Origin of the sequence: Roseibium sp. FZY0029 (assembly GCF_036350355.1) — a bacterium.
Lineage (GTDB): Bacteria > Pseudomonadota > Alphaproteobacteria > Rhizobiales > Stappiaceae > Roseibium.
In genome coordinates, this window is the sequence record NZ_JAZDVZ010000009.1 from 90,712 (window position 1) to 114,465 (window position 23,754).

Annotated in this window: 22 protein-coding genes; 7 read left to right on the forward strand and 15 right to left on the reverse strand. The window is 61.6% G+C overall.

Translation table 11 applies throughout. The features are described from left to right. The first annotated feature begins 184 nt into the window (after positions 1-184). The 3 genes from V1T76_RS23230 to V1T76_RS23240 are packed head-to-tail and all read left to right on the forward strand — an operon-like array spanning position 185 to position 3,313. A complete protein-coding gene (locus tag V1T76_RS23230) occupies positions 185-856 on the forward strand; it encodes a response regulator transcription factor (RefSeq protein WP_330563068.1) in 672 nt (223 codons plus the stop codon). Next, positions 849-2,246, forward strand: coding sequence for a sensor histidine kinase N-terminal domain-containing protein (locus tag V1T76_RS23235; protein WP_330563069.1), 1,398 nt, complete (start codon positions 849-851; stop codon positions 2,244-2,246). The genes V1T76_RS23230 and V1T76_RS23235 overlap by 8 nt, the downstream gene beginning before the upstream one ends. After that, on the forward strand, positions 2,243-3,313 hold the full coding sequence (locus V1T76_RS23240) for an ABC transporter substrate-binding protein (protein WP_330563070.1): 1,071 nt from the start codon (positions 2,243-2,245) through the stop codon (positions 3,311-3,313). Before V1T76_RS23235 ends, V1T76_RS23240 begins: the two co-directional genes overlap by 4 nt. Positions 3,314-3,353: 40 nt before the next feature. Here the strand turns inward: V1T76_RS23240 and V1T76_RS23245 are convergent, their stop codons facing one another. From V1T76_RS23245 to V1T76_RS23275, 7 genes are all read right to left on the reverse strand, one after another. Beyond that, positions 3,354-4,166, reverse strand: coding sequence for a phosphodiesterase (locus tag V1T76_RS23245; protein ID WP_330563071.1), 813 nt, complete (start codon positions 4,164-4,166; stop codon positions 3,354-3,356). Further along, a complete protein-coding gene (locus V1T76_RS23250; RefSeq protein ID WP_330563072.1) occupies positions 4,163-5,206 on the reverse strand; it encodes an ABC transporter ATP-binding protein in 1,044 nt (347 codons plus the stop codon). The genes V1T76_RS23245 and V1T76_RS23250 overlap by 4 nt, the downstream gene beginning before the upstream one ends. Then, positions 5,203-5,994, reverse strand: a complete 792-nt coding sequence (locus V1T76_RS23255; protein ID WP_330563073.1) for an ABC transporter permease — start codon at positions 5,992-5,994, stop codon at positions 5,203-5,205. Before V1T76_RS23255 ends, V1T76_RS23250 begins: the two co-directional genes overlap by 4 nt. A 1-nt stretch (position 5,995) precedes the next feature. Further along, a complete protein-coding gene (locus V1T76_RS23260) occupies positions 5,996-6,799 on the reverse strand; it encodes an ABC transporter permease (RefSeq protein WP_330563074.1) in 804 nt (267 codons plus the stop codon). A 63-nt stretch (positions 6,800-6,862) separates the two neighbouring features. Next, positions 6,863-7,858, reverse strand: a complete 996-nt coding sequence (locus V1T76_RS23265; RefSeq protein WP_330563075.1) for an ABC transporter substrate-binding protein — start codon at positions 7,856-7,858, stop codon at positions 6,863-6,865. Positions 7,859-7,896: 38 nt separating this feature from the next. Next, the gene (locus V1T76_RS23270) at positions 7,897-8,961 is read right to left on the reverse strand and encodes a LacI family DNA-binding transcriptional regulator (protein ID WP_330563076.1); all 1,065 of its coding nucleotides are present in this window, start codon (positions 8,959-8,961) and stop codon (positions 7,897-7,899) included. A gap of 169 nt (positions 8,962-9,130) precedes the next feature. Then, entirely contained in the window at positions 9,131-11,254 is a 2,124-nt protein-coding gene (locus V1T76_RS23275; RefSeq protein ID WP_330563077.1) for a TonB-dependent receptor domain-containing protein, read from the reverse strand. A gap of 281 nt (positions 11,255-11,535) precedes the next feature. Between V1T76_RS23275 and V1T76_RS23280 the strand changes: the two genes are divergently transcribed. The 4 genes from V1T76_RS23280 to V1T76_RS23295 are packed head-to-tail and all read left to right on the forward strand — an operon-like array spanning position 11,536 to position 15,486. Continuing rightward, positions 11,536-12,609, forward strand: coding sequence for a hemin-degrading factor (locus V1T76_RS23280; RefSeq protein ID WP_442970168.1), 1,074 nt, complete (start codon positions 11,536-11,538; stop codon positions 12,607-12,609). Continuing rightward, complete coding sequence (locus tag V1T76_RS23285; protein WP_330563079.1) at positions 12,606-13,505, forward strand: heme/hemin ABC transporter substrate-binding protein; 900 nt, start codon at positions 12,606-12,608, stop codon at positions 13,503-13,505. The genes V1T76_RS23280 and V1T76_RS23285 overlap by 4 nt, the downstream gene beginning before the upstream one ends. Continuing rightward, positions 13,505-14,647, forward strand: coding sequence for a FecCD family ABC transporter permease (locus V1T76_RS23290; RefSeq protein ID WP_330563080.1), 1,143 nt, complete (start codon positions 13,505-13,507; stop codon positions 14,645-14,647). Before V1T76_RS23285 ends, V1T76_RS23290 begins: the two co-directional genes overlap by 1 nt. An 11-nt stretch (positions 14,648-14,658) precedes the next feature. After that, positions 14,659-15,486 (forward strand): heme ABC transporter ATP-binding protein, encoded by an 828-nt coding sequence (locus tag V1T76_RS23295; RefSeq protein ID WP_330563081.1) that lies wholly within the window; start codon positions 14,659-14,661, stop codon positions 15,484-15,486. 37 nt (positions 15,487-15,523) lie between these two features. Here V1T76_RS23295 and V1T76_RS23300 read toward each other — a convergent pair whose 3' ends face one another. The 8 genes from V1T76_RS23300 to V1T76_RS23335 form a co-directional block, all read right to left on the reverse strand. Further along, positions 15,524-16,063: a TlpA family protein disulfide reductase gene (locus V1T76_RS23300; RefSeq protein WP_330563082.1), complete on the reverse strand. Its 540-nt coding sequence runs from the start codon at positions 16,061-16,063 to the stop codon at positions 15,524-15,526. Between the two features lie 166 nt (positions 16,064-16,229). Beyond that, entirely contained in the window at positions 16,230-17,741 is a 1,512-nt protein-coding gene (locus V1T76_RS23305; RefSeq protein ID WP_330563083.1) for a mannitol dehydrogenase family protein, read from the reverse strand. 3 nt (positions 17,742-17,744) lie between these two features. Further along, positions 17,745-18,518 carry an L-iditol 2-dehydrogenase gene (locus tag V1T76_RS23310; RefSeq protein WP_330563084.1) on the reverse strand — a complete coding sequence of 258 codons (774 nt, stop codon included), beginning with the start codon at positions 18,516-18,518 and terminating at the stop codon, positions 17,745-17,747. After that, entirely contained in the window at positions 18,515-19,519 is a 1,005-nt protein-coding gene (locus tag V1T76_RS23315; RefSeq protein ID WP_330563085.1) for an ABC transporter ATP-binding protein, read from the reverse strand. Before V1T76_RS23315 ends, V1T76_RS23310 begins: the two co-directional genes overlap by 4 nt. A gap of 11 nt (positions 19,520-19,530) precedes the next feature. After that, positions 19,531-20,361, reverse strand: a complete 831-nt coding sequence (locus tag V1T76_RS23320; RefSeq protein ID WP_330563086.1) for a carbohydrate ABC transporter permease — start codon at positions 20,359-20,361, stop codon at positions 19,531-19,533. A gap of 3 nt (positions 20,362-20,364) precedes the next feature. After that, a complete protein-coding gene (locus tag V1T76_RS23325; RefSeq protein WP_330563087.1) occupies positions 20,365-21,237 on the reverse strand; it encodes a carbohydrate ABC transporter permease in 873 nt (290 codons plus the stop codon). 85 nt (positions 21,238-21,322) lie between these two features. Further along, positions 21,323-22,633, reverse strand: coding sequence for an ABC transporter substrate-binding protein (locus V1T76_RS23330; protein WP_442970164.1), 1,311 nt, complete (start codon positions 22,631-22,633; stop codon positions 21,323-21,325). A 164-nt stretch (positions 22,634-22,797) separates the two neighbouring features. Beyond that, positions 22,798-23,754 (reverse strand): sugar-binding transcriptional regulator, encoded by a 957-nt coding sequence (locus V1T76_RS23335; protein WP_330563088.1) that lies wholly within the window; start codon positions 23,752-23,754, stop codon positions 22,798-22,800.

Genomic DNA, 23,754 nt, shown 5'->3' on the forward strand with positions numbered 1-23,754 from the left:
CCTCCACATGTGCAAGGCTTTTGGGTAGCCCTTGATATCCGTTGTGCTGCCCTTGTGCGGGCCCTCCCAACGGACGTGACAGGGAGCCTAGCGCCAAACCCTGTCACCAACCTGTCAACAGAGCGCACATTGCTTGCAAGCGGCGAATTTGCGGGGCAAGACTGGGGCCAGGAGGAAAGTATCTTTGCGTCTTTTGCTCGTTGAAGACACGTTTGACATGGCCGAGGCGATCATGATCCGGCTGGGCCGGTCCGGCATCGCCTGCGATCTGGCCAAGACGCTGGAAGAGGCGCGGGCCTGCGTCACCGTCCAGCGCTACGACGTGATCGTTCTCGATATCAATCTGCCGGATGGTCTGGGCACCGAGCTTTTGAAAGAGATCAGGGCCCGGGGCGAGCGCACGCCGGTGCTGATGCTGACAGCCGAGTTTTCCGTCGATGACCGGGTGTCCTCGCTCAATTCCGGCGCGGACGATTATCTGGTCAAGCCGTTCGACCACCGCGAGCTCGAAGCGCGCATCCGTGCGCTCTATCGCCGCGAGCAGGGCGACAAGGCGGAGGAACTGACGCTCGGCAGCCTCACCTTCAATGCCTCCGCGCGGGTTGTCCGGCAGGACGGCAGCCCGATCACTCTGACCCGACGCGAATTCTCGCTGCTGGAGATCCTGGTCCGCAATCGCGGCAAGACCGTCAGCAAGGAGCGACTGTTCGAGGGCGTGTTCAGTTTTCAGGATACCGATGTCAGCATGAACGCGCTGGAGCTTTATATCGCGCGGCTGCGCAAGAAACTCTCGGGCGGGTCTGTCAGGATCGAGACCCAGAGAGGGCTTGGCTACAAGCTGGAAGTCGATGACTGATCTCATCCGCAGGCTGGCGTCCTCCTCGCTCACCGCGCGTGTCGCCTTCGGTATCGCCTTTCTGCTGATCTCCGGCGGGGTGATCGTTTCCATCGCCGCCTTTGCCTATGGTCGGGAAGCCGCCCGAAGCGCCTACGACCGGCTGCTTCTGGGAGCAGCGACCGGCATCGCCTCATCAATCACTGTGCAGGATGGCCGGCCCGTCATCGAGCTGCCGGTCTCCGCGTTCGAGCTGCTGGCCCTCGCTCCCGACGACAGGATCGGCTACCGCATCATCGGTGTGGAGGGCGAAACCCTGACCGGCTATGACGAAATCGCCCTGCCGACGGGCAGGCGGGATATCCGGGGCGGGTTTTTCGACGGTGTGTTCTTTGGCGAACCAGCCCGTTTTGCCGTCGTCTCGCGTCGGTTCGCCGAGCGCACACTGAATGGCACGGTCAAGGTGGTGGTCGGCCAGACGCTCCGCGCCCGCAATGAAATGGCCTATGACATCACCCGCAAGGCGCTCTACGTGCTGGCAGCCTCGGGGCTTGCGATGGTGCTTCTGTCGGTGGTCGTCGTGCGCTCGGTGCTGCAACCTCTGGAGCGGATCGCCGGTGGCCTCACCGCGCGTGATCCGCACGACTTGACGCCGCTCGATACCTCGGTGCCGCGGGAAACGGCGGTCATGATCAATGCCCTCAACGGCTTCATGGCCCGGCTCGACAGACAGATGAATTCCATGCGGCATCTGATCTCCGACACCGCGCATCAGCTGAGAACTCCGGTCGCGGCCCTGAGGGCGCAGGCCGATCTCTTCACCGACGAACCGGAGCTGGCCCGCAAGGAAAAGATCGTCGAGCGGATCCAGACCCGCACGGCCAGTCTCGGCCGTCTGCTGGACCAGCTTCTCAGCCAGGCTCTGGTGATCCACCGGGGCGACAGCGCCCGGCGGGAAAGAGTGGATCTGCGGGATATTGCGCTCGACGTCTTCGAGGAAGGCGATCACGCGGTTCTCAATCCGGAGTTCGACGTCATACTTGATATCGGCGAGGACCCCGTCGAAATGCTGGCCGATGTGCAATCGCTCAAGGAAGCCTTGAAGAACCTTTTGAACAACGCGCTCCGATACGGTCGCTCGCCGGTGCGCATCGGGGCTTCGCTGGAAGGTGAGAGAGCCTGCATCTGGGTGGAAGATGCGGGCAGCGGGCCGGTGGATGGCGTTCTTGCGGAGCTTGGGTCCCGCTTCAACAAGGGCACCTTGTCACGGCAAAGCAGTTCCGGGCTCGGTCTTGCGATTGCCCATTCTGTCGCCCGTTCCTTCGACGGTGAATTGCGGCTGGAAAAAACCGCCAGCGGCAGCTTTCGAGCCGCCCTGGTTTTTGCAGCCCTCCCGGAGGGACGCGCATGAAGCTTGTATCTGTCCTGAAGGGCCTCGCCGCATTGGCCGTTCTCTTCACCACCGCTCGGCCCGTGTCGGCTCAGGAGCTGGTGGAGGTTTTCGGACCCCAGGCGACCAACAGGATGCTGGTGCTGCGGTCGACCACCGATATCGCCATCTTCGGGCCCGTTGTCGAAAGCTTCCTGCAAACCCGGCCCGGTTTGCAGGTGCGCTACGAACAATGGGGCTCGAACGAGCTTTACCGGCTGACACGGCGAGAGTGCCGTGACGGCGTTGCGGGTGCCGATATCGTCATCAGCTCCGGTGTTCACCAGATGGTGCAACTGGTCAACGAGGCCTGCGCGGCGTCCTACAGCTCGCGGTTGACCGAACAGTTGCCGGAGGCGCTGCGCTGGCGCGACGAATTGTGGGGCATCACCCGGGAACCTGCGGTGATCGTCTATAACCGTGAGCTGGTGCCCGTGGAGGATATTCCGCAAACCCGCTTCGACCTGCTCGATCTTCTGAGACCGTCCGGCACCCCCTATGCCGGGCGGGTCGCGACCTACGACATCGAGCAATCCGGGCTCGGCTATCTGTTTGCGTTCGCCGATGCGCAGGAGGCGACCACATTCGGCGCGTTGCAGGAATCCTTCGGCCGGTCGCAGGCCATTTCCACCTGCTGCTCGGTCGACATCATCAGGGGCGTGGCCGAAGGGCGTTATCTGATTGCCTACAACGTGCTTGGCTCCTACGCCCAGGGCTATCAGCTCAACGACGACCGGATCGGCATCGTGCTGCCATCCGACTACACGCTGGTTCTGTCACGTACCTTCATGATCCCGAAGCAGGCGCAAAATCAGGCAGAGGCCAAAGCGTTCCTGGATTTCCTTCTGTCGTCGGAAGGCACGCTTGCGCTCAGGACGGCCTTGCTGATCAGTCCGCTTCTGGAAACGGAAGAAGGCAATGAGGGCGAGGGGCTGAGTTCGACCGCGCTGCGGCCCATCGGGCTGTCACCCGCTCTCATGGTCGCGCTCGATGCCCTGACCCGGGAAACGTTTCTGCGCCGCTGGCGATCGACGTTTCCGGGGCCATGAGGCATCGGAGCTAAGGTCGGATTGTCTCTGCTGCAGTCTCTCAGGAGACGCCCAGGAAGGGATAAGGCCCCGGATAGGTCCCGACCGGAATGAGGTGGGTCAGAAAACCGCCGTCGCGCCATTCGTGAAGCAGCATGCCACCGGGCTCCATGGTCAAGCTGTTGCCGGCATTGGCGCGCTGGTCCAGCGTGACTGCATGCGAGGTGCCGGGGCAGACCTGACACAGGCTGCCGGAAAAAAGTCCGGCAATTGACCGGTGCAGATGGCCGCAGACAAGCCGGACCTGCCCGGAGTGCAGGGAGAGGGCACTGCCGAGGCTGTTCGCATCGTGCAGATTCTGCGCGTCCATCGCCTCTATGCCCACGGCAAAGGGAGGATGATGAAAGCCGACGAGGGCCGGTTTGTCGCGAAGATCTGACAATGCGTCCGTCAGGAACGACAGGGTTGCCGGCTCCAGGGTGCCGTGTGCAGCATTTTCCGTGAGGCTGTCGAGCCCGACTACGGCAAAGTCCTCAAGATCGATCTGCCAGTTGATGGGGCCTGTCCGGGGCATCCAGGTCTCGCCGGAGAAGCTTTCCCGCATCGGTTCGCGCCGGTCGTGGTTGCCGGGCAAGACCCGATAGGGCAGTTCGAGATCTGCCATCAGGTTTTTGAAGAGGTCGTATTCTTGTGGTGTTCCATGTTCCGTCAGATCGCCGGTGACGATCACGAGATCGACAGACCCGATCCGAGGCAGCAGGCGATTGATTGTGGCGACTGTCTCGCAAAGGGCTGCGGCAGTATCGACCTGATCGTAGGCGAGGGAACCTTCTGGAACGATATGGGTGTCGGAAATCTGAATGATCTTGGTCATGAATGTGTCGATGTCTGGTCTGCGAGATAGATGAGGTCGGATGGGTCGATGGTGAGACGCACGGTGCTGCCACTTTCAGGGGCTGTTCTACCGGGGTGCTGAAGATAGAGAAGGCTGCCGTCCGGCAGGACGCCGCCGACAGCGAGACGGAAATGACCGCCGGAGAAGGTAACGGTTTCAACCTTCCCTTCCAGTGATCCTGACCGGTCGAGCCGGATGTTTTCCGAGCGTATGTAGGCCGTCTTGCCGGCGGCGCTTGCCGGAAGCTGCAGGCGTCCACCCGGCAGATGAAGGACACCGTTTTCCATCTGTCCTGCCAGAGGCATGGCGTTGCCGATGAACCGGGCGACGAAGGCATTCGCCGGTGCGTGGTAGAGCTCTTCAGGGCGGCCGACCTGCAGCATGGTTCCGCTCGACATTACCGCGATCCGGTCCGCTATCGCCATGGCTTCGCTCTGGTCGTGGGTCACGAAAACCGCCGTGATCCTGAACTGGCGCAGCATGGCGGCAAGTTCGTCGCGCAGGCTGTCGCGCAAGGCAGCGTCGAGGGCCGACAGCGGTTCGTCCAGCAGCAGGATCTTCGGGCGCGGTGCCACGGCCCGTGCCAGGGCGACGCGTTGGCGCTGGCCGCCCGACAGGGCATGTGTCGGCCGGTCAGCATAGTCGGTGAGGCGGCAGAGACGCAACACCTCGTCGACACGTTGCCGGCGTTCCTCCGCCGGGACTTTTCGTACCTTGAGGCCGTAGCCGACATTCGCGCGCACGCTCATGTTGGGAAAGAGCGCGTAGGACTGGAACACCATGCCGACATTGCGGTGTTCCACGGCAAGTCCGGTGACGTCGGTCTCGTCGAACCGGATCCGGCTGCCTGCATCCGGGCGTTCCAGTCCGGCGATGATGCGCAGCAGGGTCGTCTTGCCACAGCCGGAGGGGCCGAGCAGGGACAGGATTTCACCGGGACCGACGGTCAGGTTGGTCGGGCACAGCGCCCGCGTGCCGTCGGCGAACGTCTTGGCGGCGTTTTCGATTGTCAGGGTCATTGAGCGATCCTTTGCGCTCTGGCGGAGGCCCATTGCATGGCCATCAACAGCGGCACGATCATCGCGAAGAAGACCAGCGTATAGGCGGAGGCAACCTCCAGCCGCATGGAGGCGTAGCTGTCGGCAAGGCCGACGGGCAGGGTTTTCAGATAGGGCGTGTGCAACATCCAGGTGAGGTTGAACTCGCCGATGGAGAGCGTCACCACGGTCAGGGCGCCTGCCAGGATGCCCGGCATGGCATTGGGTACGATCACCGTTCGGAACCGCGTGAAGGCGGATGCACCGAGCGTAGCTGCACTTTCCTCAAGGCTGCGGAAATCCATGGCCATCAGAACGGCCAGGACGGAGCGTACCATGAACGGCAGCGTGTAGAGAACGTGGCCGACCAGGATGAAGGTCCAGGACGTGCGGAAGCCGGACAAGGTCCCGTAAAGCTGAAGGAGCGCGAGCGCCAGCGCAAGGCCGGGAATGGCGAGGGGAAGCGAGATGAATTCTTCCAGCATGCGCGACAGACGGCCGGGATTTCTGGCAAGGGCGTAAGCGGCCGGAACGCCGATCACCAGTGTGACTGCAAGGCAGGCAATCGCGAGCCAGAGTGACAGGAAGATGCTGGCGGAATAAAGCTCCCAGACTCGCTCGATCCATTTCAGCGTCAGGCCGGAGGAAAGACCTCGGAAATAGTTGACTGTCACCCCGGCCAGGATCGACTGGACGGCGGGGACCAGCAGAAAGGCGGCGATGACAAGCGTGACCGCGCCTTGCAGCCACCAGGCGAGAGATCTTTTCATATCAGCCTCCCGCCGCAACCGTCGTTCCCGCAAAACTGCGGGCGACATATAGCAGGGCCCAGGTCACCACGCCCAGCAGAACGGAGAGGGCGGACGCCATGGCGATGTTCGCCGACAGGGTGAACTCGGTGTAGATCACCATCGGCAGCACATCGATGTTGGTGGCCAGCGTGAAGGCGGTTCCGAAGGCGCCCATGGCAGTGGCGAAGGCAATGGCGCCGGCGGCGACCAGGGACGGCGCAAGACCGGGCAGGATCACGTCGACGACGATGCGCCACGGCGACGCGCCCAGGGTGCGGGCAGCTTCTTCCAGCGCGGGGTCGAGTTTTTCCACCGCCGCCATCACCGTTAGCAGGACGCGCGGAATGGAAAAATAGAGATAGCCGAGGAAGAGGCCGGTCAGCGAATAGGCAAAGACAATGTGCCCGGGCAAAAGCTGGTTGAACAGCCCCTGACGTCCCCCCAGGAGGATGATCAGGAAGCCGATGACAACGCCCGGAAAGGCGAGCGGCAGCGTGAGAACGGAGAGCAGCAGGCCGCGTCCGATAAACCGGTTCCGCGCCAGGAAAAGACCGGCGGTGGTCGCCAGCACCAGCGCGGCAAGGCTGACCGCCAGCGACACCAGCACCGTATTGACGAGGGTTTCCAGATAACGCGGCGTTTGCAGGATCTGCAGGTAGATCTGCCAACCGGCTTCCGATTCAGAGGAAGCCTGAACCAGACGCACCAGTGGCAGTGCCAGAAAAGCGAGAGCGAAGACCGCCAGCGGCACAAGGCAGGCGGTCACGAATGTTCTGTCGGACATGAAGGATGCCTTCGGGAAAACGGGCCGGAACGCCGATGCGCTTCGGCCCGCAAGGTCAGGACGTTATTTGACTTCGTTCAGGTAACGCTCGCCGAAACCGGCCTGGGCGCGTTCCATGTGGGCATAGTCGACGGCGACCGCGCGCTCGTAGTCGCTTGCAGGCAGGAACTTCGCGGCGACTTCAGCCGGCAGTTCCACCGGGCGCGACGGCTGCAGATAGGCGTTGGTCCAGATGGCCTGGCCTTCGTCGGAGAGGATGAAGTCCAGAACCTTCTTGCCGGCTTCTTCATGCGGCGCACCTGCCACCAGGCTCATCACGTAGGGAACGCGCACGGAGCCTTCGCACGGCAGCACGAATTCGAAGTTGCCGTCTTCTTCGTATTTGCCGCGGTAGGCGTTGAAGTCGTAATCGAAGAGGATCGGGATTTCGCCGGAAACGACGCGTGCGAAGGAAGTCTGCTTGGGAACGATCGGGTCGTTTTCGGCCAGCTCCTTGAAGTAGCTGATGGCCGGATCGAAGTTCTCCAGATCACCGCCGAAGGCCAGGTTGACGGCAACCGCGCCTGCATAACCGACGAATGCGGATGACGGATCGAGATAGCCGACCATGCCGCGGTATTCCGGCTTCTTCAGATCGGCAAAGCACTGCGGTACCGGTGCATCGCCGAGGGCGTCAACGTTCACGAACAGGCCGAGCGTGCCGTAGTGAACGGCGAACCACTTGCCTTCCGGGTCCTTCAGGCCTTCGGGAATGTCATCGAAGCCGGCCGGTTTGTAGGCGGTGACGACACCTTCGTTGCCGGCCTTGATGCCAGTGGTCACGCCGTAATAGGCAACGTCGGCAACCGGAGCGGCTTTCTCGGCCAGAAGCTGGCTGAGGGTCTGGCCGGAATTCTTGTTGTCATGCGGCATGGCAATGCCGAGCTTTTCGCTGATGGCTTCCAGCATCGATGCCCAGTCGGCCCATTGCGGCGGGCAGTTGTAGCAAACGGCATCTTCGGCCTTTGCCGGCACGACGGCCGCCATTGTCATGGCCAATGCGAAAAGTGTACGTTTCATGTCAGTGACTCCTAAGCGATCTCAAGCAGGTCTCGGGGTTACTCATGGGATGGCAGGGAAGTGGCAGCTTCTCTGCCATCGGCTTTTCCGCGAACGGGAGGCCCGAGGCTGCCTCCGGTGCGGAAACTGAATGTGGCGGCGGCGGACGGCAGCTCAGGTGTTGGCCGGTCCAGCAGCCTTGCCAGGACGGATTGGACCGCGCCCTGACCCATTGTGCGCGGATCGGTTTCGACGGTCGCCAGATGAGGGTCGACCAGCAGGCCGGTTGAAATGCCGTCGAAGCCGACCAGCGACAGATCGTCGGGAATACGTTTGCCGAGGGCCCGTGCTGCTTTCATGGCGGCAAGGGCCAGAAAATCGTTCGACGCGAAAATGCCGGTCAGGGCCTGATGTTCGGCCAGAAGCGTGCCGAGCAATTCCAGAAGGTTGCCGTCCTGCTCCTCGATTTCCAGCAGGAGCGGGTCCGCCATGCCGAACTCGCGGCAGGCGGCGGCGAAGCCTTCGTAGCGTTCGCGCGAGCGGTCGGAGCGGTGGAACCGCAGGGCGAGGAAGCCCGTTTGAACGTGCCCCTGGTCATGGAAGGCCTGAGCAACCTCGCGTGCTGCCGCTCGGTTGTCGACGGCCCATGCGGGCAGGCCGAAAGACGCACGGTTGTAGACAAGGCAGCAGGGAAGCTGCCGCGCCCGGATCAGTTCCAGGGCTTCGCTGTCCGAAGCGTTGTTGACGGTCAGGACCAGGCCGTCGACCTGTTTGGAAATCAGGGTGCGCGCAGCCTGAAGTTCTTGCGTCTCGTCGTATTCCGAACAGGCCAGAATGAGCTGGTAGCCCTCGCGGTGAGCTTCCTGCTGGGCAGCCTGCACGACTTCGGCAAATACGGGATTGGCGAGGGAGGGGACGATGCAGCCGATGGTCTTGGTCGAGCTGCTTTGCAGGGACCGGCCAAGCGCGCTGAATTCGAAGCCGAGCGCGTCTGCTGCCGAAAGAACCTTTCGGCGTGTGTCGGCGCTTGCGGAGCCGGTGCCGTTGAGAACGCGGCTCACCGTTGCAATGCCGCAGCCGGCCTGCTCGGCAACATCCTTGATCGTCGGTGGTCGCGATCTCACCCCTGGCTCCCTCAATCTTGGAAACGTTTCCAAGATTGAATACAGGGCGTCGATGTCACTTTGATGAAAGCGTTTCCAAATTGTGGAAGTGGCGCTTTTTAAGGTGTAGGCGTTCGCCCAAGCCCGGCTTGAAACCCGCCGCCTGTGCCCACAGGCGGCGGGTCATGAGTCAGAACTTCTTGGCGAAGCTCAGCTTGAAGCTGCGACCGGCACCTTCGTCTTCACTCAGGTGGTTCCGGTAGGACTTGTCGAAGACGTTGTCGACGTTGAAGCGGACCTCGCTGTCCGCCATGAAGCCTTCTTCCGGTTTCCAGGCGGCATAAAGGTTATGCAGCACATAACCGGCGGTTTCCTGTTCGTCGGACCCCACGCGGTCCTGGGCGGCGTAGAAGTCGCCCTTCCAGCCGAAGTCGAGGTTCCAGGGACGGTAGACGTAGCCGATCTTCAGGAACGCACTGTCGGCAGGAACGGCATTCATGTAGCCACCGGTGCTGACGTTGTTGCCCCGGATCAGCGAGGCGCCAAGCGATCCGTAAACACTTTCCGTCCAGTAGGAGGCTTCCAGTTCAAGCCCTTCGTATCGGGCCTTCGGAATGATTTCCGTCACAACCGTCGAGCCGTTCCAGTAGCTGGCGTAATAGTTGGTGACGTTGTTGCGGAACGCCGTTCCCTTCAGACGAAAGGCATCGCCACCCATGATCAGGTCGTCGAAGGACAGCGTGACACCGGCTTCGAAGTTGTTCGACAGTTCCTTGTCGAGGTCGTTGACGACATAATTCGAGAACACCTCGTCGAGAGATGGCAGGCGCTCGGTATGGGCGACGGAGCCGAAGACGCCGAGCCAGTCGGACATCTTGATCATGGCTGCAAGCTTGGGAGAATAGCCGACGGCGCTTTTGTCTTCGTTCAGGTCGACGGTCGCACCCCTGCTGTTCACATAGCTGCCGACAGACACGTTGCTGTAGTCGATCCGCATGCCGGGAATGAGGGTGATGCGGTCGTTCCAGACCAGTTCGGCCTGCGCATAGCCGCCGACATTGACCGTTTCGCCTTCCGGGTGAGAGCCCGAGCCGGATTGAGTATAGTTCGCAAAATGGCGTGGATTGAGCCGCTCCTGATACTGGCCATCGATCCCGGTCGTCACATAGGCCATCCAGTCTTCACCCAACTGGAACGTGGCAACGTTGTCCGCCTTGCCCTGCCAGGTTTCATACGAGTATTCCGAACTGATGCCGAAGGGGTAGGTGCAGGTAAAGGGACCGAAACAGATCTGGTCCTGGTTTTTCTGTTCAACCCGGGTGTCTGACCAGCTGACCTGGGCCTTCACATCAAGCAAATCGTTGCCGGTGAAGGCGTTTTGATAGCCGATGATCGCGGTCTGGTCGGTAACCGTCCGGTCGACGTCTCCAAAAGTGTTCTCCCAGGATATCTGGTCGTAGTTCTGGTTGTCCTCGTCGCTCGACCAGTTCTGGTAGCTGGCGAAAACGGACTGGTCGTCGTTCTCCCCGAAGGTGTAACGGGCCTTGATCAGGCCGTTGATGGAGTTGAAATCGGTGTCCGGAACTTCGTTGCCCTGGCCGTCCGTGATGTCCTGAGACTGCCGGTAGTTGAGGGCACCGAGCAACTCGAGGTTCTTGACCGGTTCTGCCGCGATGATCGCGCTGCCAAGCCAGCCGTTGCCGTTGGAGTCCCAGGAGGTTTTCAGCCGTCCGCCGATCAGGTCACCCGGATCCAGGAAATCGCTGGCGTCCTTGGTGGTGAAGGTGATCACACCGCCCATGGCGCCGGAACCATAGAGCGTCGAGGACGCCGGTCCGCGCAGGACCTCGATCTGCTTGTAAAGCTCCGGATCGGAGAAGAACGATCCCATCCGGTACTGTTCGAAGAACTTGTTGACCCCGTCGACCTGCATGATGATCCGGGTCTCGTCGCCCGAAAGGGCCTCGCCGATACCGCGGATATTGATGCTTTCGCCAAGGATCGAGTTGCTGCCGATGGGCGTAACGCCCGGAATTTCCTCGAATACGTCGCCGATCGACCGCGGTTGCAGATCGTCTATGCGTTCCTGGTCCAGCACCGTGACGGCCTGCGGCGTGTCGATGGCGACTTTCGGAACGCCTGCACTGACCACGATCTGCTGCAACACCGACACCGACTGATCCTGTCCGGCGGCAGGTGCCGACGACGCAGCGTCCGGTGCCAGATCCTGCGCGGTTGCCCCGCAGTTAAAAGCCAGAACCCAAAGGGCAACACCCCCCATCAAGCGGGAGTTACCGGTCTTCTTTAGCCCCATAAAAATTCTCCAAGAGTGCGCGTTGTTCGCGTCCTTTTCGCTGCCTCTCACACAGCGTTATAAACATGAGTCATTGACTCAGGTATTGTGTTCCTAATGAAATATGAATATAGGAGTCAAGTATTAGATTGCGTCGCTTGAGGAAAACCGTTTCTTTGGAATGAATCCAAAATACCCAATGATCCCAGAATGTTACGCAACGGGATGATGAGGCGGCAAACTGAAGACGCGCAGCAGGAAGACCATAGCGATTAGGGGCAAAACTCATGAATGCCGATCAGATTTCTTCTGAACCCAGGCAAAGCGCAGCCAGCATCAGGGAAGCACGTGCGAACAATCCGAAGATGCGCGAACGGGATCTGGCGCAGATCCTCGACATCACGGAAGCGGAGCTTGTCGCCAGCTTCGTGGGGCATGGAGTCCGCCGGATCGCGCCGCGATTCGAAGATCTGTTTCCGGGGCTGCAGAGCGTTGGCACCGTCATGGCGTTGACCCGCAACGAGAGTGCGGTGCACGAAAAGATCGGAGCGTTCGAAAAATTCGTGAATGGCAAGCGGGCCGCCTTGATGCTGGGCGAGCAGATCGACACACGCATGTTCCCGGCCAACTGGGTTCATGGCTTTGCCGTCGAAAAGGCTGATGGCAACGACATCCGCCGGTCGCTGCAGTTCTTCGATGCCCATGGCGACGCGGTGATGAAGATCCACACCCGTGCGGAAACGAACCTGGACGCCTGGAACGCTCTGGTCGAGAAACTGGTCCTGGAAGACCAGACGCCGGATGTGCTGCCAGAGGTGACCAAGGCAGACCCGTTCCGCCGCAAGCCACCGTCCGAGGGTGCTGAAACGGTGCTGCGCGACCGCTGGCAGGCCATGACCGATCCGCATCAGTTCCACGGACTTCTGGAGGATCTGGACATCGACCGGGTCAGCGCGTTCGAGCTTGCGGGAGACGCCTGGGCCTGGCCGCTCGATCGCGGTGCGATCCCGGCCTTGCTGCGTCTGGCCGCTTCGGAAAAGATCCCGATCATGTGCTTCGTCGGCAACCGCGGCTGCATCCAGATCCACTCCGGCCCGGTGGAAACCGTGATGGACAGAGGCCCCTGGATCAACGTCATGGATCCGACCTTCCATCTGCATCTGCGGACCGATCACATCTACGAGGTCTGGGCGGTGCGCAAGCCGGCGGACATCGGGCACGTCACCTCCATCGAGGCCTATGACAGCGAAGGCCAGCAGATCATCCAGTTCTTCGGCGTGCGCGGTGAAGGCAACCGGGAGCGGACCGACTGGCGCGGGCTTGCCGAAAACATGCCGAAACTCGACCGTGCCGTCCGGCTGGGAGCAGCAGAATGATCGGGTCTGTCTCGCGTATTTGCAGCGTTTCCGCGGCTGTCATTCTGACTGCCGCGGCGCTAGTCCTGCCCGGCAAACCCTTGTTCGCCGAAGGGACAAACCATCCGGATAGCCGCCAGATCGTGACTATCGGCGGCTCGGTGACGGAGATCGTCTATGCCCTCGGTGAGGACAACAGGCTGATTGCCCGCGACAGCACGAGCATCTACCCGGCAGAAGCTTCAAGCCTGCCGGACGTCGGCTACATGCGCGCGCTATCACCGGAAGGCGTGTTGTCCGTCAATCCGGATCTGATCCTCATGCTGGAAGGCAGCGGTCCGCAGGAAGCGCTGGACGTGTTGCACAAGTCCGGTGTGGCGCTGGCGGATGTGCCGGAGGCCTACACCGCCGAGGGTATCCTCAGGAAGGTGCGTGTCGTTGGCGAGGTGCTCGGGGTTTCGCCGAAAGCCGACGCTCTTGCGGCCAAGCTTGAAGAGGATCTCGCCGAGGCGCAACGTGCTGCGGAAAGCAGGACCGAAGGGGTGCGCGTCCTGTTTGTTCTGTCGACAAAAGCCGGGCGTATTCTTGCGGCTGGATCGGATACGGCTGCCAACGGCATTCTGACACTGGCAGGTGCGGAAAACGCCACGTCCGGATTTTCCGGTTACAAGATCCTCAGTGACGAGGCCATCATCAGCGCGGCGCCCGATGTGGTGCTGATGATGGACCGGCACGGCGATGGTGACGAAGATGCCAGCGGCGAAGCCCTGTTCAATCATCCGGCGCTGGCACAAACGCCGGCCGGCAAGAACAAGCGGCTGGTCCGGATGAACGGCCAGCTCCTTCTCGGGTTCGGTCCGCGCACGGCCGAAGCTGTCCGCGAACTGTCGAACCACCTGGCGGACACGGCAAGCTGATGGCCTTGCTGAGTGAAACGACGATGGCCGGGAGAAACGGGCGGCTTTCCGCGCTGCTCGGGCTTGCCGATCTCAAACACGGAGACCGGGCCCCCCTCGCGCGGGCGGTCATTGTGCTGCTCGCGGCGTTCACCTGTCTTGTCGTTCTGGCAAGCCTTGCCATCGGCCCGATCTCGATCCCCGTTCTGGAGCTTCTCCCGCATGTGCCGTCCTATATCGTGGGGGCAGGGGAGCAGGTTCCGGACGGTGTTTCGGCCAGAGACTGGATCGTGCTCATGGATATCCGCCTGCCACGCGTCACGCTGGGTGCGCTGATCGGGGCGGCTCTGGCTGTCTCCGGTGCGGTGATGCAGGGTCTCTTCCGCAACCCGTTGGCGGATCCCGGTATTGTGGGCGTTTCCGCCGGGGCGGGGCTTGGCGCTGCGGTGTTCATCGTTCTGGGAAATTCGCTGCTTGCCCCGGTCATGGCGCTTCTGGGCATTTACGCGGTTCCGCTGGCGGCCTTCGGCGGTGGTCTGGTGACGACGCTGATCCTTTACCGGATCGGCACGCGCGGCGGCATCACTTCGGTGGCGACATTGCTTCTGGCGGGCATTGCGCTTGGGGCGCTCACCGGCGCGATCACCGGTCTGCTGGTCTATGTGGCGGATGATCAGGAACTGCGCGACCTGCAGTTCTGGGGCCTGGGCTCGCTCGCCGGCTCCAACTGGCAAAAGGTCGCTTCCGCCGCGCCCATCATCCTGGCCATGCTGGTCAGTGTGCCGTTTCTGGCGCGGGGTCTCAACGCTCTGACGCTGGGCGAGGCGGCAGCCTCTCACATCGGCATCAAGGTGCAGCGGCTCAAGAACCTCAGTATTCTGCTGGTGGCAGCCGCAACGGGGGCCTGCGTGGCGGTCAGTGGTGGCATCGGGTTTGTCGGCATTGTCGTGCCGCATCTGCTGCGCCTCACGATCGGTCCGGACCACCGCTTCATGCTGCCTGCCGCAGCGCTTCTTGGTGCCTGTCTGCTGATTGCCGCCGATACGCTGGCGCGAACCATCGTGGCACCGGCGGAAATGCCCATCGGCATCATCACCGCCTTTGCAGGCGCGCCGTTCTTCCTCTGGATCCTGCTGCGCAAGCGCGGCTTGACCGGCCTTTAGGGGGTGGACTCATGTTGCACAGTACAATTGAAACCGGAACGGCATTGACGGCGGATCTTGTTGTCGAACAGGTTTCTGTTTCAGCGGGCAAGACCTGGATCGTGCAGGATCTCTCCTTCCATGCAAAGGCAGGCGAGGTGCTGGCGATCATCGGGCCGAGCGGCTCCGGCAAGACCACCATGATGAAGGCGATGACAGGGGACATGCCCTATTCCGGGGGGATCGCCCTTGCCGGGCTCGAGGTCAGCGGCCTGTCGCCGGAGGTTCTGGCAGCCATGCGCGGGGTGCTGCCGCAGGCGAGCCAGATCTCGTTTCCGCTGAATGTGGCCGAAGTGGTCGGACTGGGCGTCACCGGCGGACGCCGGGACAGACACTTTCGTGCCCGTCGCATCGCCGAGGCGCTTGCAAAGGTGGGCCTTTCGGGCTTTGAAGGGCGCAGCTATCAGGACCTTTCCGGCGGAGAGCAGCAGCGGGTGCAACTCGCGCGCGTCTTGTGTCAGGTCTGGGAGCCGATTCCGCAGGATGGCCTGCCACGCTGGCTGTTTCTGGACGAGCCGGTGTCCAGTCTCGACATCAAGCATCAGGTCCAGATCATGCGGCTTGCGGCCGATTACGCCAAGCGCGGCGGCGGCGTCGTGGCTGTGATGCATGATCTCAATCTGACCGCTGCTTTCGCCGATCGTGTGCTGGTCATGCAGGGCGGGCGGCGTCTCGCCTTCGGCGCGCGTGACGAGGTGATGCAGGCCGGGCTGCTGTCGAAGGCCTACGATTTTCCGCTGGAGATCCTGACGCGTCCGGGCGGGGGACGGCCGGTGATCGTGCCGTTGGATAACGGCTGACGCCCGTCACCTGTCACCTAGGGTCGCAGCCTTGCCATCAGGTGCTTTTCAAGGTGCGCAGCGCGGCGATCATTTCGTCCGAATCCCACACCCGGTCTCCGATGGCGGCAAGAACGATCTTGCCGGAGCCATCCAGAATGTAGGTCACCGGCAAGCCGCGCAGGAACCAGGTACTCGGCATCGCCTTTTCCGTATCCATCAGGATGGTGAGGCCGTCGTCGTCGATCTCATCCAGAAACCCTTCGATCCGGTCCTGCCGGTCGCCGACGTTGACGGCAAGCACTGCAAAACCTTCGGGGCCAAGTTCCCGGTTGAGCCGCGCCAACCCAGGCATTTCCTTTCGGCAGGGCGGGCACCAAGTCGCCCAGAACGACACCAGCAGGATCTTTCCGGAATAGTCGGAGAGCGTGTGGACCGTGCCGCCAAGATCGGGGAGGTCGAGTTTGGGTTCGATGGCAAATGCCGGTTCGGCCAGGCCAAGCCGGTAGAAGTCGTTGCCTGCCGCAAACGCGGTTCCCGGCATCACCGCCATTGCCGCGCTGCCTGCCAGAAAGTCCCGTCGGTTCAAGTGTCTCATGCCCGTATTCCCGCCTAGCCGCGATCTGTCGTACAGGCAACGGTCAAAACCTCGCCTGCCAGTGATGGCAAAGGTAAGCGCGGCAGGGCAAATTGAAAGGCAAAAGGGATCACATTGCGCACACGGTGGCGCGAGCGTGATCCCCTGTCATTTATGGGTCCACACCCTAGTGGGCTCTGGCCTGAAGCGAGGCCACGCCGCTCTGGAACCGGCCGTCGATATAGGCCTTCAGGGTTTCGGCAACGCCCTCGGCAGAGATCATCTCCGCGGCGTAGCTGAACGCCCTCAGGAAGTTGCCGTCGAAGGCGAGGTTGCCGAAGAGTTCCGGCATTTCGATCAGATCCGTTTTGCTGGCATAAACGCTTTGCGCCCAGGACTTGAGAAGGCCGGCGTTGTTGTCTTCGATGACATGCGGCTCGCCAGCCTCGTTTTGACCGAGGCAGTAGCGGCACCAAAGCGCCGTTTCGAGAGCGAGACCGGCAATCGGCAGTCCCTTGTCGAGACGGTCCTGGATCGACGGCAGGATGAACTTCGGCTGCCGGTTTGAGCCGTCAAGGCAAAGACGGGGGATCGTGTCACCCACCGCCGGATTGGAAAACCGCTCCATCACAGTGGTGAGATAGGTCTGAAAGCTGACGCCGGGGATTTCCGGAACGGTCGGCAGGATTTCGTCTTCTTCCAGCTTCCGCAAGAAGGCGCGGATCAGAGGGTCGGCCATGGCATCATGAACGAAGTAATGCCCCAGCAATGCACCCGGATAGGCGATGGCCGCGTGGCCGCCGTTGAGAATGCGCAGCTTCATCAGTTCGTACGGCGCTACATCATCAACGAATTCGACGCCGACTTTTTCAAGAGCCGGGCGGCCTGCCGGGAAATGATCCTCCAGCACCCATTGGCGGAACGGTTCGCAGACGACGGGCGCGGCATCGGTCAGGCCGAAACGCTCCTGCACCAGGCTGCGTTCGCGGTCGCCGGTCGCCGGCGTGATGCAGTCGACCATTCCGTTCGGAAAGGCGACGTTGTCGGCAATCCAGCTTCCCGCTTCCGGCGACAGCGCCTTGGCAAACCCGGCAACGGCCTGTTTCGCCATGTGGCCGTTTTCCGGCAGGTTGTCGCAGGACATCACGGTGAAGGGGGCAAGGCCCTTGTCGCGGCGCGCCAGCAGGGCGGCCACAAGCACGCCGAAAACCGTTTGCGGGGCATCGGGAGACGCCAGATCCGCCTGGATTTCAGGGTGGTTGACGTCAAAGCCGCCGGTGTTCGGATCGACAAAATAGCCGCCTTCCGTGATCGTCAGGGAGACGATTCGGATGTCAGGGTCGGCAAGGCGCGCAATCAGAGCCTGCGGGTCGACATCGACAAAGTCGATCATGGCACCGCAGACCTGCGCGCTGAGGCCGTCCGGATCGAGCTCGACCACGGTTGTCAGCCAGTCCTGGCCCTGAAGGCGTTCGCGCATGGCCTTGTCGTAGGGCTTCAGACCTGCGCCGACGATGGCCCAGTCATGGCCTTCGCCAAGATCGAACAGCTTGCTCAGGTAGATGGCCTGATGCGCGCGGTGAAAATTGCCGACGCCGATGTGAAGAATGCCGGGGGAAAGGTCCGACCGGCGGTAAGCCGGCGCCTTGACGGTTTCAGGAAGAGAGGAGAGCACAGTTTCATCTAGTTTCTGGGTCATTGGTCAGCTCATCCAGTTGCCGCCATCGACGTTGTAGGTCTGCGATACGATGTAGTCCGCGTCCTTCGACGCCAGGAAAACAGCCATACCCGTGAGGTCTTCCGCGGTGCCCATGCGCCCGAACGGCACGGAGGCTCCAACCTGAGCCTTCTTTTCGCCGGGCTGCAGGCCTTCGTATTTTGCAAACATCGAATCCACGTGGTCCCAGTGCTCGCCGTCGACAACGCCGGGGGCGATGGCGTTCACGTTGATGCCGTGTTCGATCAGGTTGAGGCCGGCCGACTGGGTCAGGCTGATGACGGCGGCCTTGGTGGCGCAATAGATACCCACAAGCGCTTCGCCGCGCCGGCCCGCCTGGCTGGCCATGTTGATAATCTTGCCGCCCTGGCCGCGCCTGATCATCGATTTCGCCGCGGCCTGCATCATGAACAGGGTTCCGGCGACATTGATGTCGAACAGGCGCTGGTAGCTTTCGCGGGTGATCTCGACAATCGGTGCAAGATCGAACAGCGCCGCATTGTTGACCAGGATGTCGAGCCCGCCGGTCTTTTCCTCCACGGCCGCAACGGCTGCATCGATGGAGGATTGGTCGGTAACGTCCAGCTGCAGAGCATAGGCGTTCGGGCCGATTTCCCGGGCTGCGGCCTCGGCGCCCTCCAGGTTGATATCGGCAATCGCCACCTGGGCCCCTTCTTCCACAAACCGCACGGCAAAGGCCTTGCCGATACCCCGGGCAGACCCGGTTATCAGCGCGGATTTTCCTGCAAGTCGGCTCATGCGATTCTCAAGTCCTGATTGTTGAAGCGGTGGATCTTGTCCGGGGCCGGGGTCAGGTGAACGATGTCGCCGTGGCGGAAACCGATCTCGCCGGACGAGCGCACGGTGATCGGTTCATCGACGCCGTCCATGTCGACATAGAGGAAGGTGTCGGAGCCAAGGTGTTCCGAAACGCCAACCTTGCCGACCCATTTGCCGTCGCTTTGCGAAACGGTCAGATGTTCTGGCCGCACACCGATGGTGGCGGCATCATATTCGCCAGCGAAGGAACCCGTCAGGAAGTTCATCTTCGGCGAGCCGATGAAGCCGGCCACGAACTTGTTGCGCGGCGTGTGATAAAGCTCCAGCGGCGAGCCGACCTGCTCGATCCGGCCTGCCTGCAGCACCACGATCTTGTCGGCCATGGTCATGGCTTCCACCTGGTCATGGGTCACGTAGATCATGGTCGTCTTGAGAGACTGGTGCAGCTCGGAGATTTCGAGGCGCATGTTGACGCGCAGCGCCGCATCGAGGTTCGACAGGGGTTCGTCGAACAGGAAGGCGGCCGGTTCGCGCACGATGGCACGACCGATGGCAACACGCTGGCGCTGACCGCCGGAAAGCTGGCCCGGGCGCCGGTCCAGATAATCCGTCAGGTTCAGCACCTTGGCGGCCGCGGTTACCTTGGCGTCCTGTGCCGCCTTGTCCATGCCGGCCATGCGCAGCGGGAAGGCGATGTTCTTGCGCACCGACATATGCGGATAAAGCGCATAGGACTGGAACACCATGGCAAGGCCGCGTTTTGCCGGCGGCACTTCGGTGGCATTCCTGCCGTCGATGTTGATGTCGCCGGAGGAAACGTCCTCCAGGCCTGCGATCAGCCGCAGGAGCGTGGACTTGCCGCAGCCGGATGGGCCGACGAACACCACGAACTCACCATCATCGATCTGCAAGTCCAGCGGCGGGATAACCTGAACGTCGCCAAAGCTCTTGGTAATCTGGTTGAGGGTTATCTGACCCATTTTCAGGTCTCCTATTTAACCGCGCCGAATGTCAGGCCGCGCACGAGCTGTTTCTGGCTGAACCAACCGATGATGAGGATCGGGGCGATCGCCATCGTCGAGGCAGCGCTCAGCTTTGCGTAGAACAGGCCTTCCGGGCTGGAATAGCTGGCAATGAAAGCGGTGAGGGGGGCGGCGTCGACGGCCGTCAGGTTCAAGGTCCAGAACGCTTCGTTCCAGGACAGGATGATGTTGAGAAGCAGGGTTGAGGCAATGCCGGGCACCGCCATGGGCGTCAGCACGTAGATGATCTCGGACCAGAGCTCCGCACCGTCCATCCGCGCGGCTTCCAGGATCTCGCCCGGAATTTCACGGAAGTAGGTGAACAGCATCCAGACGATGATCGGCAGGTTGATGAGCGTGAGCACCATCACGAGGCCGACACGTGTGTCGAGAAGGCCCGTGTCCCGGAACAGCAGATAGATCGGGATCAGCACGCCGACCGGCGGCAGCATCTTTGTGGATAGCATCCACATCAGCACGTCCTTGGTGCGCTTGCCCGGCACGAAGGCCATGGACCAGGCAGCCGGTATCGCGATCAGAAGGCCCAGCAAGGTGGAGCCGAAGGAGATGATGACCGAGTTGGAGAAGTGCCGGAAATAGTCCGAGCGCTCCTGGACCGTGCTGTAGTTTTCCAGAGTCCAGTCGAAAAACAGGAAGCTGGGAGGAGACGCAATGGCTTCCGCTTCCGTCTTGAAGCTGGTCAGCACGGTCCACAGGATCGGGAAGAAGATGGCGATGCCGACAGCCCATGCACAGATGGTGACGAGGGCCTTGCGGCGGGTGGAGACTGCGCGCGCCATGGGTCAGGCCTCCAGGTTCTTGCCGATCATCCGCATCAGGAAGATCGCAACGATGTTGGCGAGGATAATGGCGACCACACCGCCGGCCGATCCGCCGCCGACGTCGAACTGCAACAGCGACTGGGCATAGATCAGGTAGGTGAGGTTGGTCGAGGCATAACCTGGACCGCCATTGGTGGTGACGAGAATTTCCGCGAAGACCGACAGCAGGAAGATCGTCTGGATCAGGATCACGACCGTGATCGAGCGGGCCAGATGCGGCACCATGATGAAGACGAAGCGGTTCAGGAAGTTGGCGCCGTCCATTTCGGCCGCTTCCAGCTGTTCGCTGTCCAGCGACTGAAGCGCGGTGAGCAGAATGAGCGTTGCAAAGGGCAGCCACTGCCAGGCGACGATCAGGATGATCGAGAAGAGCGGTGCGTGGGAGAGAAAGTCGAACGGTTCCAGCCCGAGAAACTTCGCAAAATAGGCGAACAGGCCGTTGACCGGGTTCATGAACATGTTCTTCCACACCAGCGCGGAAACCGTCGGCATGACGAAGAACGGGGCAATCACCAGAATGCGCACGATCCCCTGGCCCCAGAAGGGCTGGTCCAAGAGCAAGGCCAGCAGCACACCGCCGATGATCGTGATCAGCAGGACGCCGGCGACAAGCAGCAGGGTGTTGGTCAGTGCTGCGAAAAAGGCCGGATCGGTGAGAAAGAACTCGTAATTGGTCCAGCCGGTCCACTCTTCCATTCCCGGAATGAGCAGGTTGTAGCGCAGGAAAGAGAAATAGAGGGTCATCGACAGCGGGATGATCATCCAGCCCAGCAGCAGCAGAACTGCCGGGGAGATCATCAAACGGGCCGCCGCCCGTGAGTGTTGGGTAGCCATGGTGTGACCTTTGCTCGGTCAGAGCTCACGCGGAAGAGGAGGAGACCGGCGGGACGGGCAGGCACCCGCCGGTCCGCGAAGGCTTCTACTTGAGGTAACCGGCCTTCTTCATTTCGCGTTCGGTCGCAGCTTGTGCTGCGGCCAGGGCGGCGTCAGCGTCCATGGAACCTGCAAGGGCGGCGGAGAATGCCTGGCCCGTGACGGTTGCCATGCCCTGGAATTCCGGAATAGCCACGAACTGCACGCCGACGTAAGGAACCGGGTCGACAGTCGGGTTGTTCGGGTCAGCGGAGTTGATGCTCTCCAGGGTCATCTTGGCGAAGGGAACCTTCTGGTATTCCGGGTTCTCATAGAGAGACGTCCGGGTTCCCGGAGGGACGTTCGCCCAGCCTTCTTCGGCTGCGACCAGTTCCAGGTATTCCTTGGAAGTTGCCCACTCGATGAACTTCTTCGCCGCGGCTTCCTTCTGGGTGCCTGCCGGAATGGCCAGGGACCAAGCCCACAGCCAGTTGCTGCGCTTGCCGAGACCGTTGTCCGGTGCCAGTGCAAAGCCGACCTTATCGGCAACCTGGCTGTCCTTCGGGTTGGTCACGAAGGAGGCCGCCACGGTGGCGTCGATCCACATGCCGCATTTGCCGGTCTGGAACAGAGCCAGGTTTTCGTTGAAGCCGTTGGAAGAAGCGCCCGGAGGGCCTGCTTCGTTCATCACGTCAAGATAGGTGGTGATGGTCTCTTTCCACTGCGGCGTGTTGAACTGCGGGTTCCAGTCCATGTCGAACCAGCGCGCGCCGAAGGAGTTCGACATGGCCGTCAGGAACGCCATGTTTTCACCCCAGCCGGCCTTGCCGCGCAGGCAGATGCCGTAGATTTCGTTGTCCTTGTCCGTCATTGCCTTTGCGGCCTTGACGATAAAGTCCCAGGTCGGGGCTTCCGGCATTTCCAGGCCGGCTTTTTCCATCAGGTCGGTGCGATACATGACCATGGAGCTTTCGCCGTAGAACGGGGCAGCATAGAGCTCGCCGTCAACGGTCAGGCCGCCGCGGATAGCCGGCAGGAGATCGTCCACGTCATAGCTTTCCGGCAGGTCGTTCAGGGACACGAGCCAGCCCTGTTTGCCCCAGATCGGAACCTCGTAGGTGCCGATGGTCATGACGTCGAACTGACCGCCTTTGGTGGCGACGTCAGTGGTGACGCGCTGGCGGAGGACGTTCTCCTCCATGGTCAGCCATTTGACTTCGATGTCGGGGTTCTTGTCCGTGAAGTCCTTCGTCAGACCCTGCATGCGGATCATGTCGCCGTTGTTCACAGTTGCGATGGTGATGGTTTCTGCAGATGCGGATGCGCACAGAGCCGCCATTGCACATGCGCTGAGCAGCGCACGAGTATGAAATGCCATATTTTCCTCCCAAGCGAGATTGGGCATTTGCCATTCTTGCGGGCAAATATTCGCCCAATTTCGCGACACGAGTCAAGACGTGAATCGCCTAAAACTAAAAAGGCTTCTCGCTGCACTGCGAAAAGCCTTTTTAAAACAGATAGTTGATTGAAGTGGGTAATAGCTCAGAGCTTGAGCAATTGCTCAGCCGTGGTCTCGTTGGTGATCAGGCAGTTGATGAATTTGCCGTTCAAGGCCCCCAGCATGGCCGGCACCTTGCCTTCGCCCGCTGCAATTCCGTAGACCGGTTTTTCCCCCGCCGGCAGCAGGGGCGCACTGGCCACAAGGTCGTTGGTAAGTCCTTCGACAAGCGCGCCTTTCCGGTCGTACACCCAGCTGGTGATCTCGCCGATGGCACCGGCTTTTTCCAGGGCGCGCATTTCGTCGTGACTGACGAATCCGTCAACCGTCAGCGGAGCCGTCGGCCCCATATTGCCAATACCGACGAAGGTGACGTCGGCCTGGCGGATGAGATCGAGGATATTGTGCACCGCTTCCTGGTTATGCAGAAGCTGAAGTTCCTCTCGGGAGCGGGCAAAGACAGGCAGCGGCATCGGGTAATGGCGGGCGTTGATGCGGTCCGCAAGCCGGATGATGACGTTATAGGCCGAGGCCGAGCCATCCGACATCATGTTGCCCAGAAGTGAGACGATGCGGTGCTGCGGACAATCCATCATCGGCAACTGATCGACCGAGGCGCGCAGGGCACGGCCTGTGCCATAGGCGATGATCTTCGGTGTCTGGGACCGGAAGTGACGCTCCATCTCGGCTGCCGCGGCCAGTGCAATGCCAACGGTGGAGGACGGCGCGTCCGGGTCGCTCGGCACGATTTCGCAGCTCTGCAGGTCGAAACGCTCGGTCAGGCGGCTGCTCAATTCCATGCAATGGGCAATCGGATGATCGAGCCGTACCTTGATCAGACGTTCGCTGACGGCAAGCGACACCAGCCGCTGTGCCGACTGCCGGGAAACGCCGAGCTTGCGGGCAATCTCGTCCTGGGTGTTGCCGGCAACATAGTATAACCAGCCGGCGCGGGCGGCATCGTCGAGACGGGAGGCCTCGGCAGGGATTTTATGTTTCAT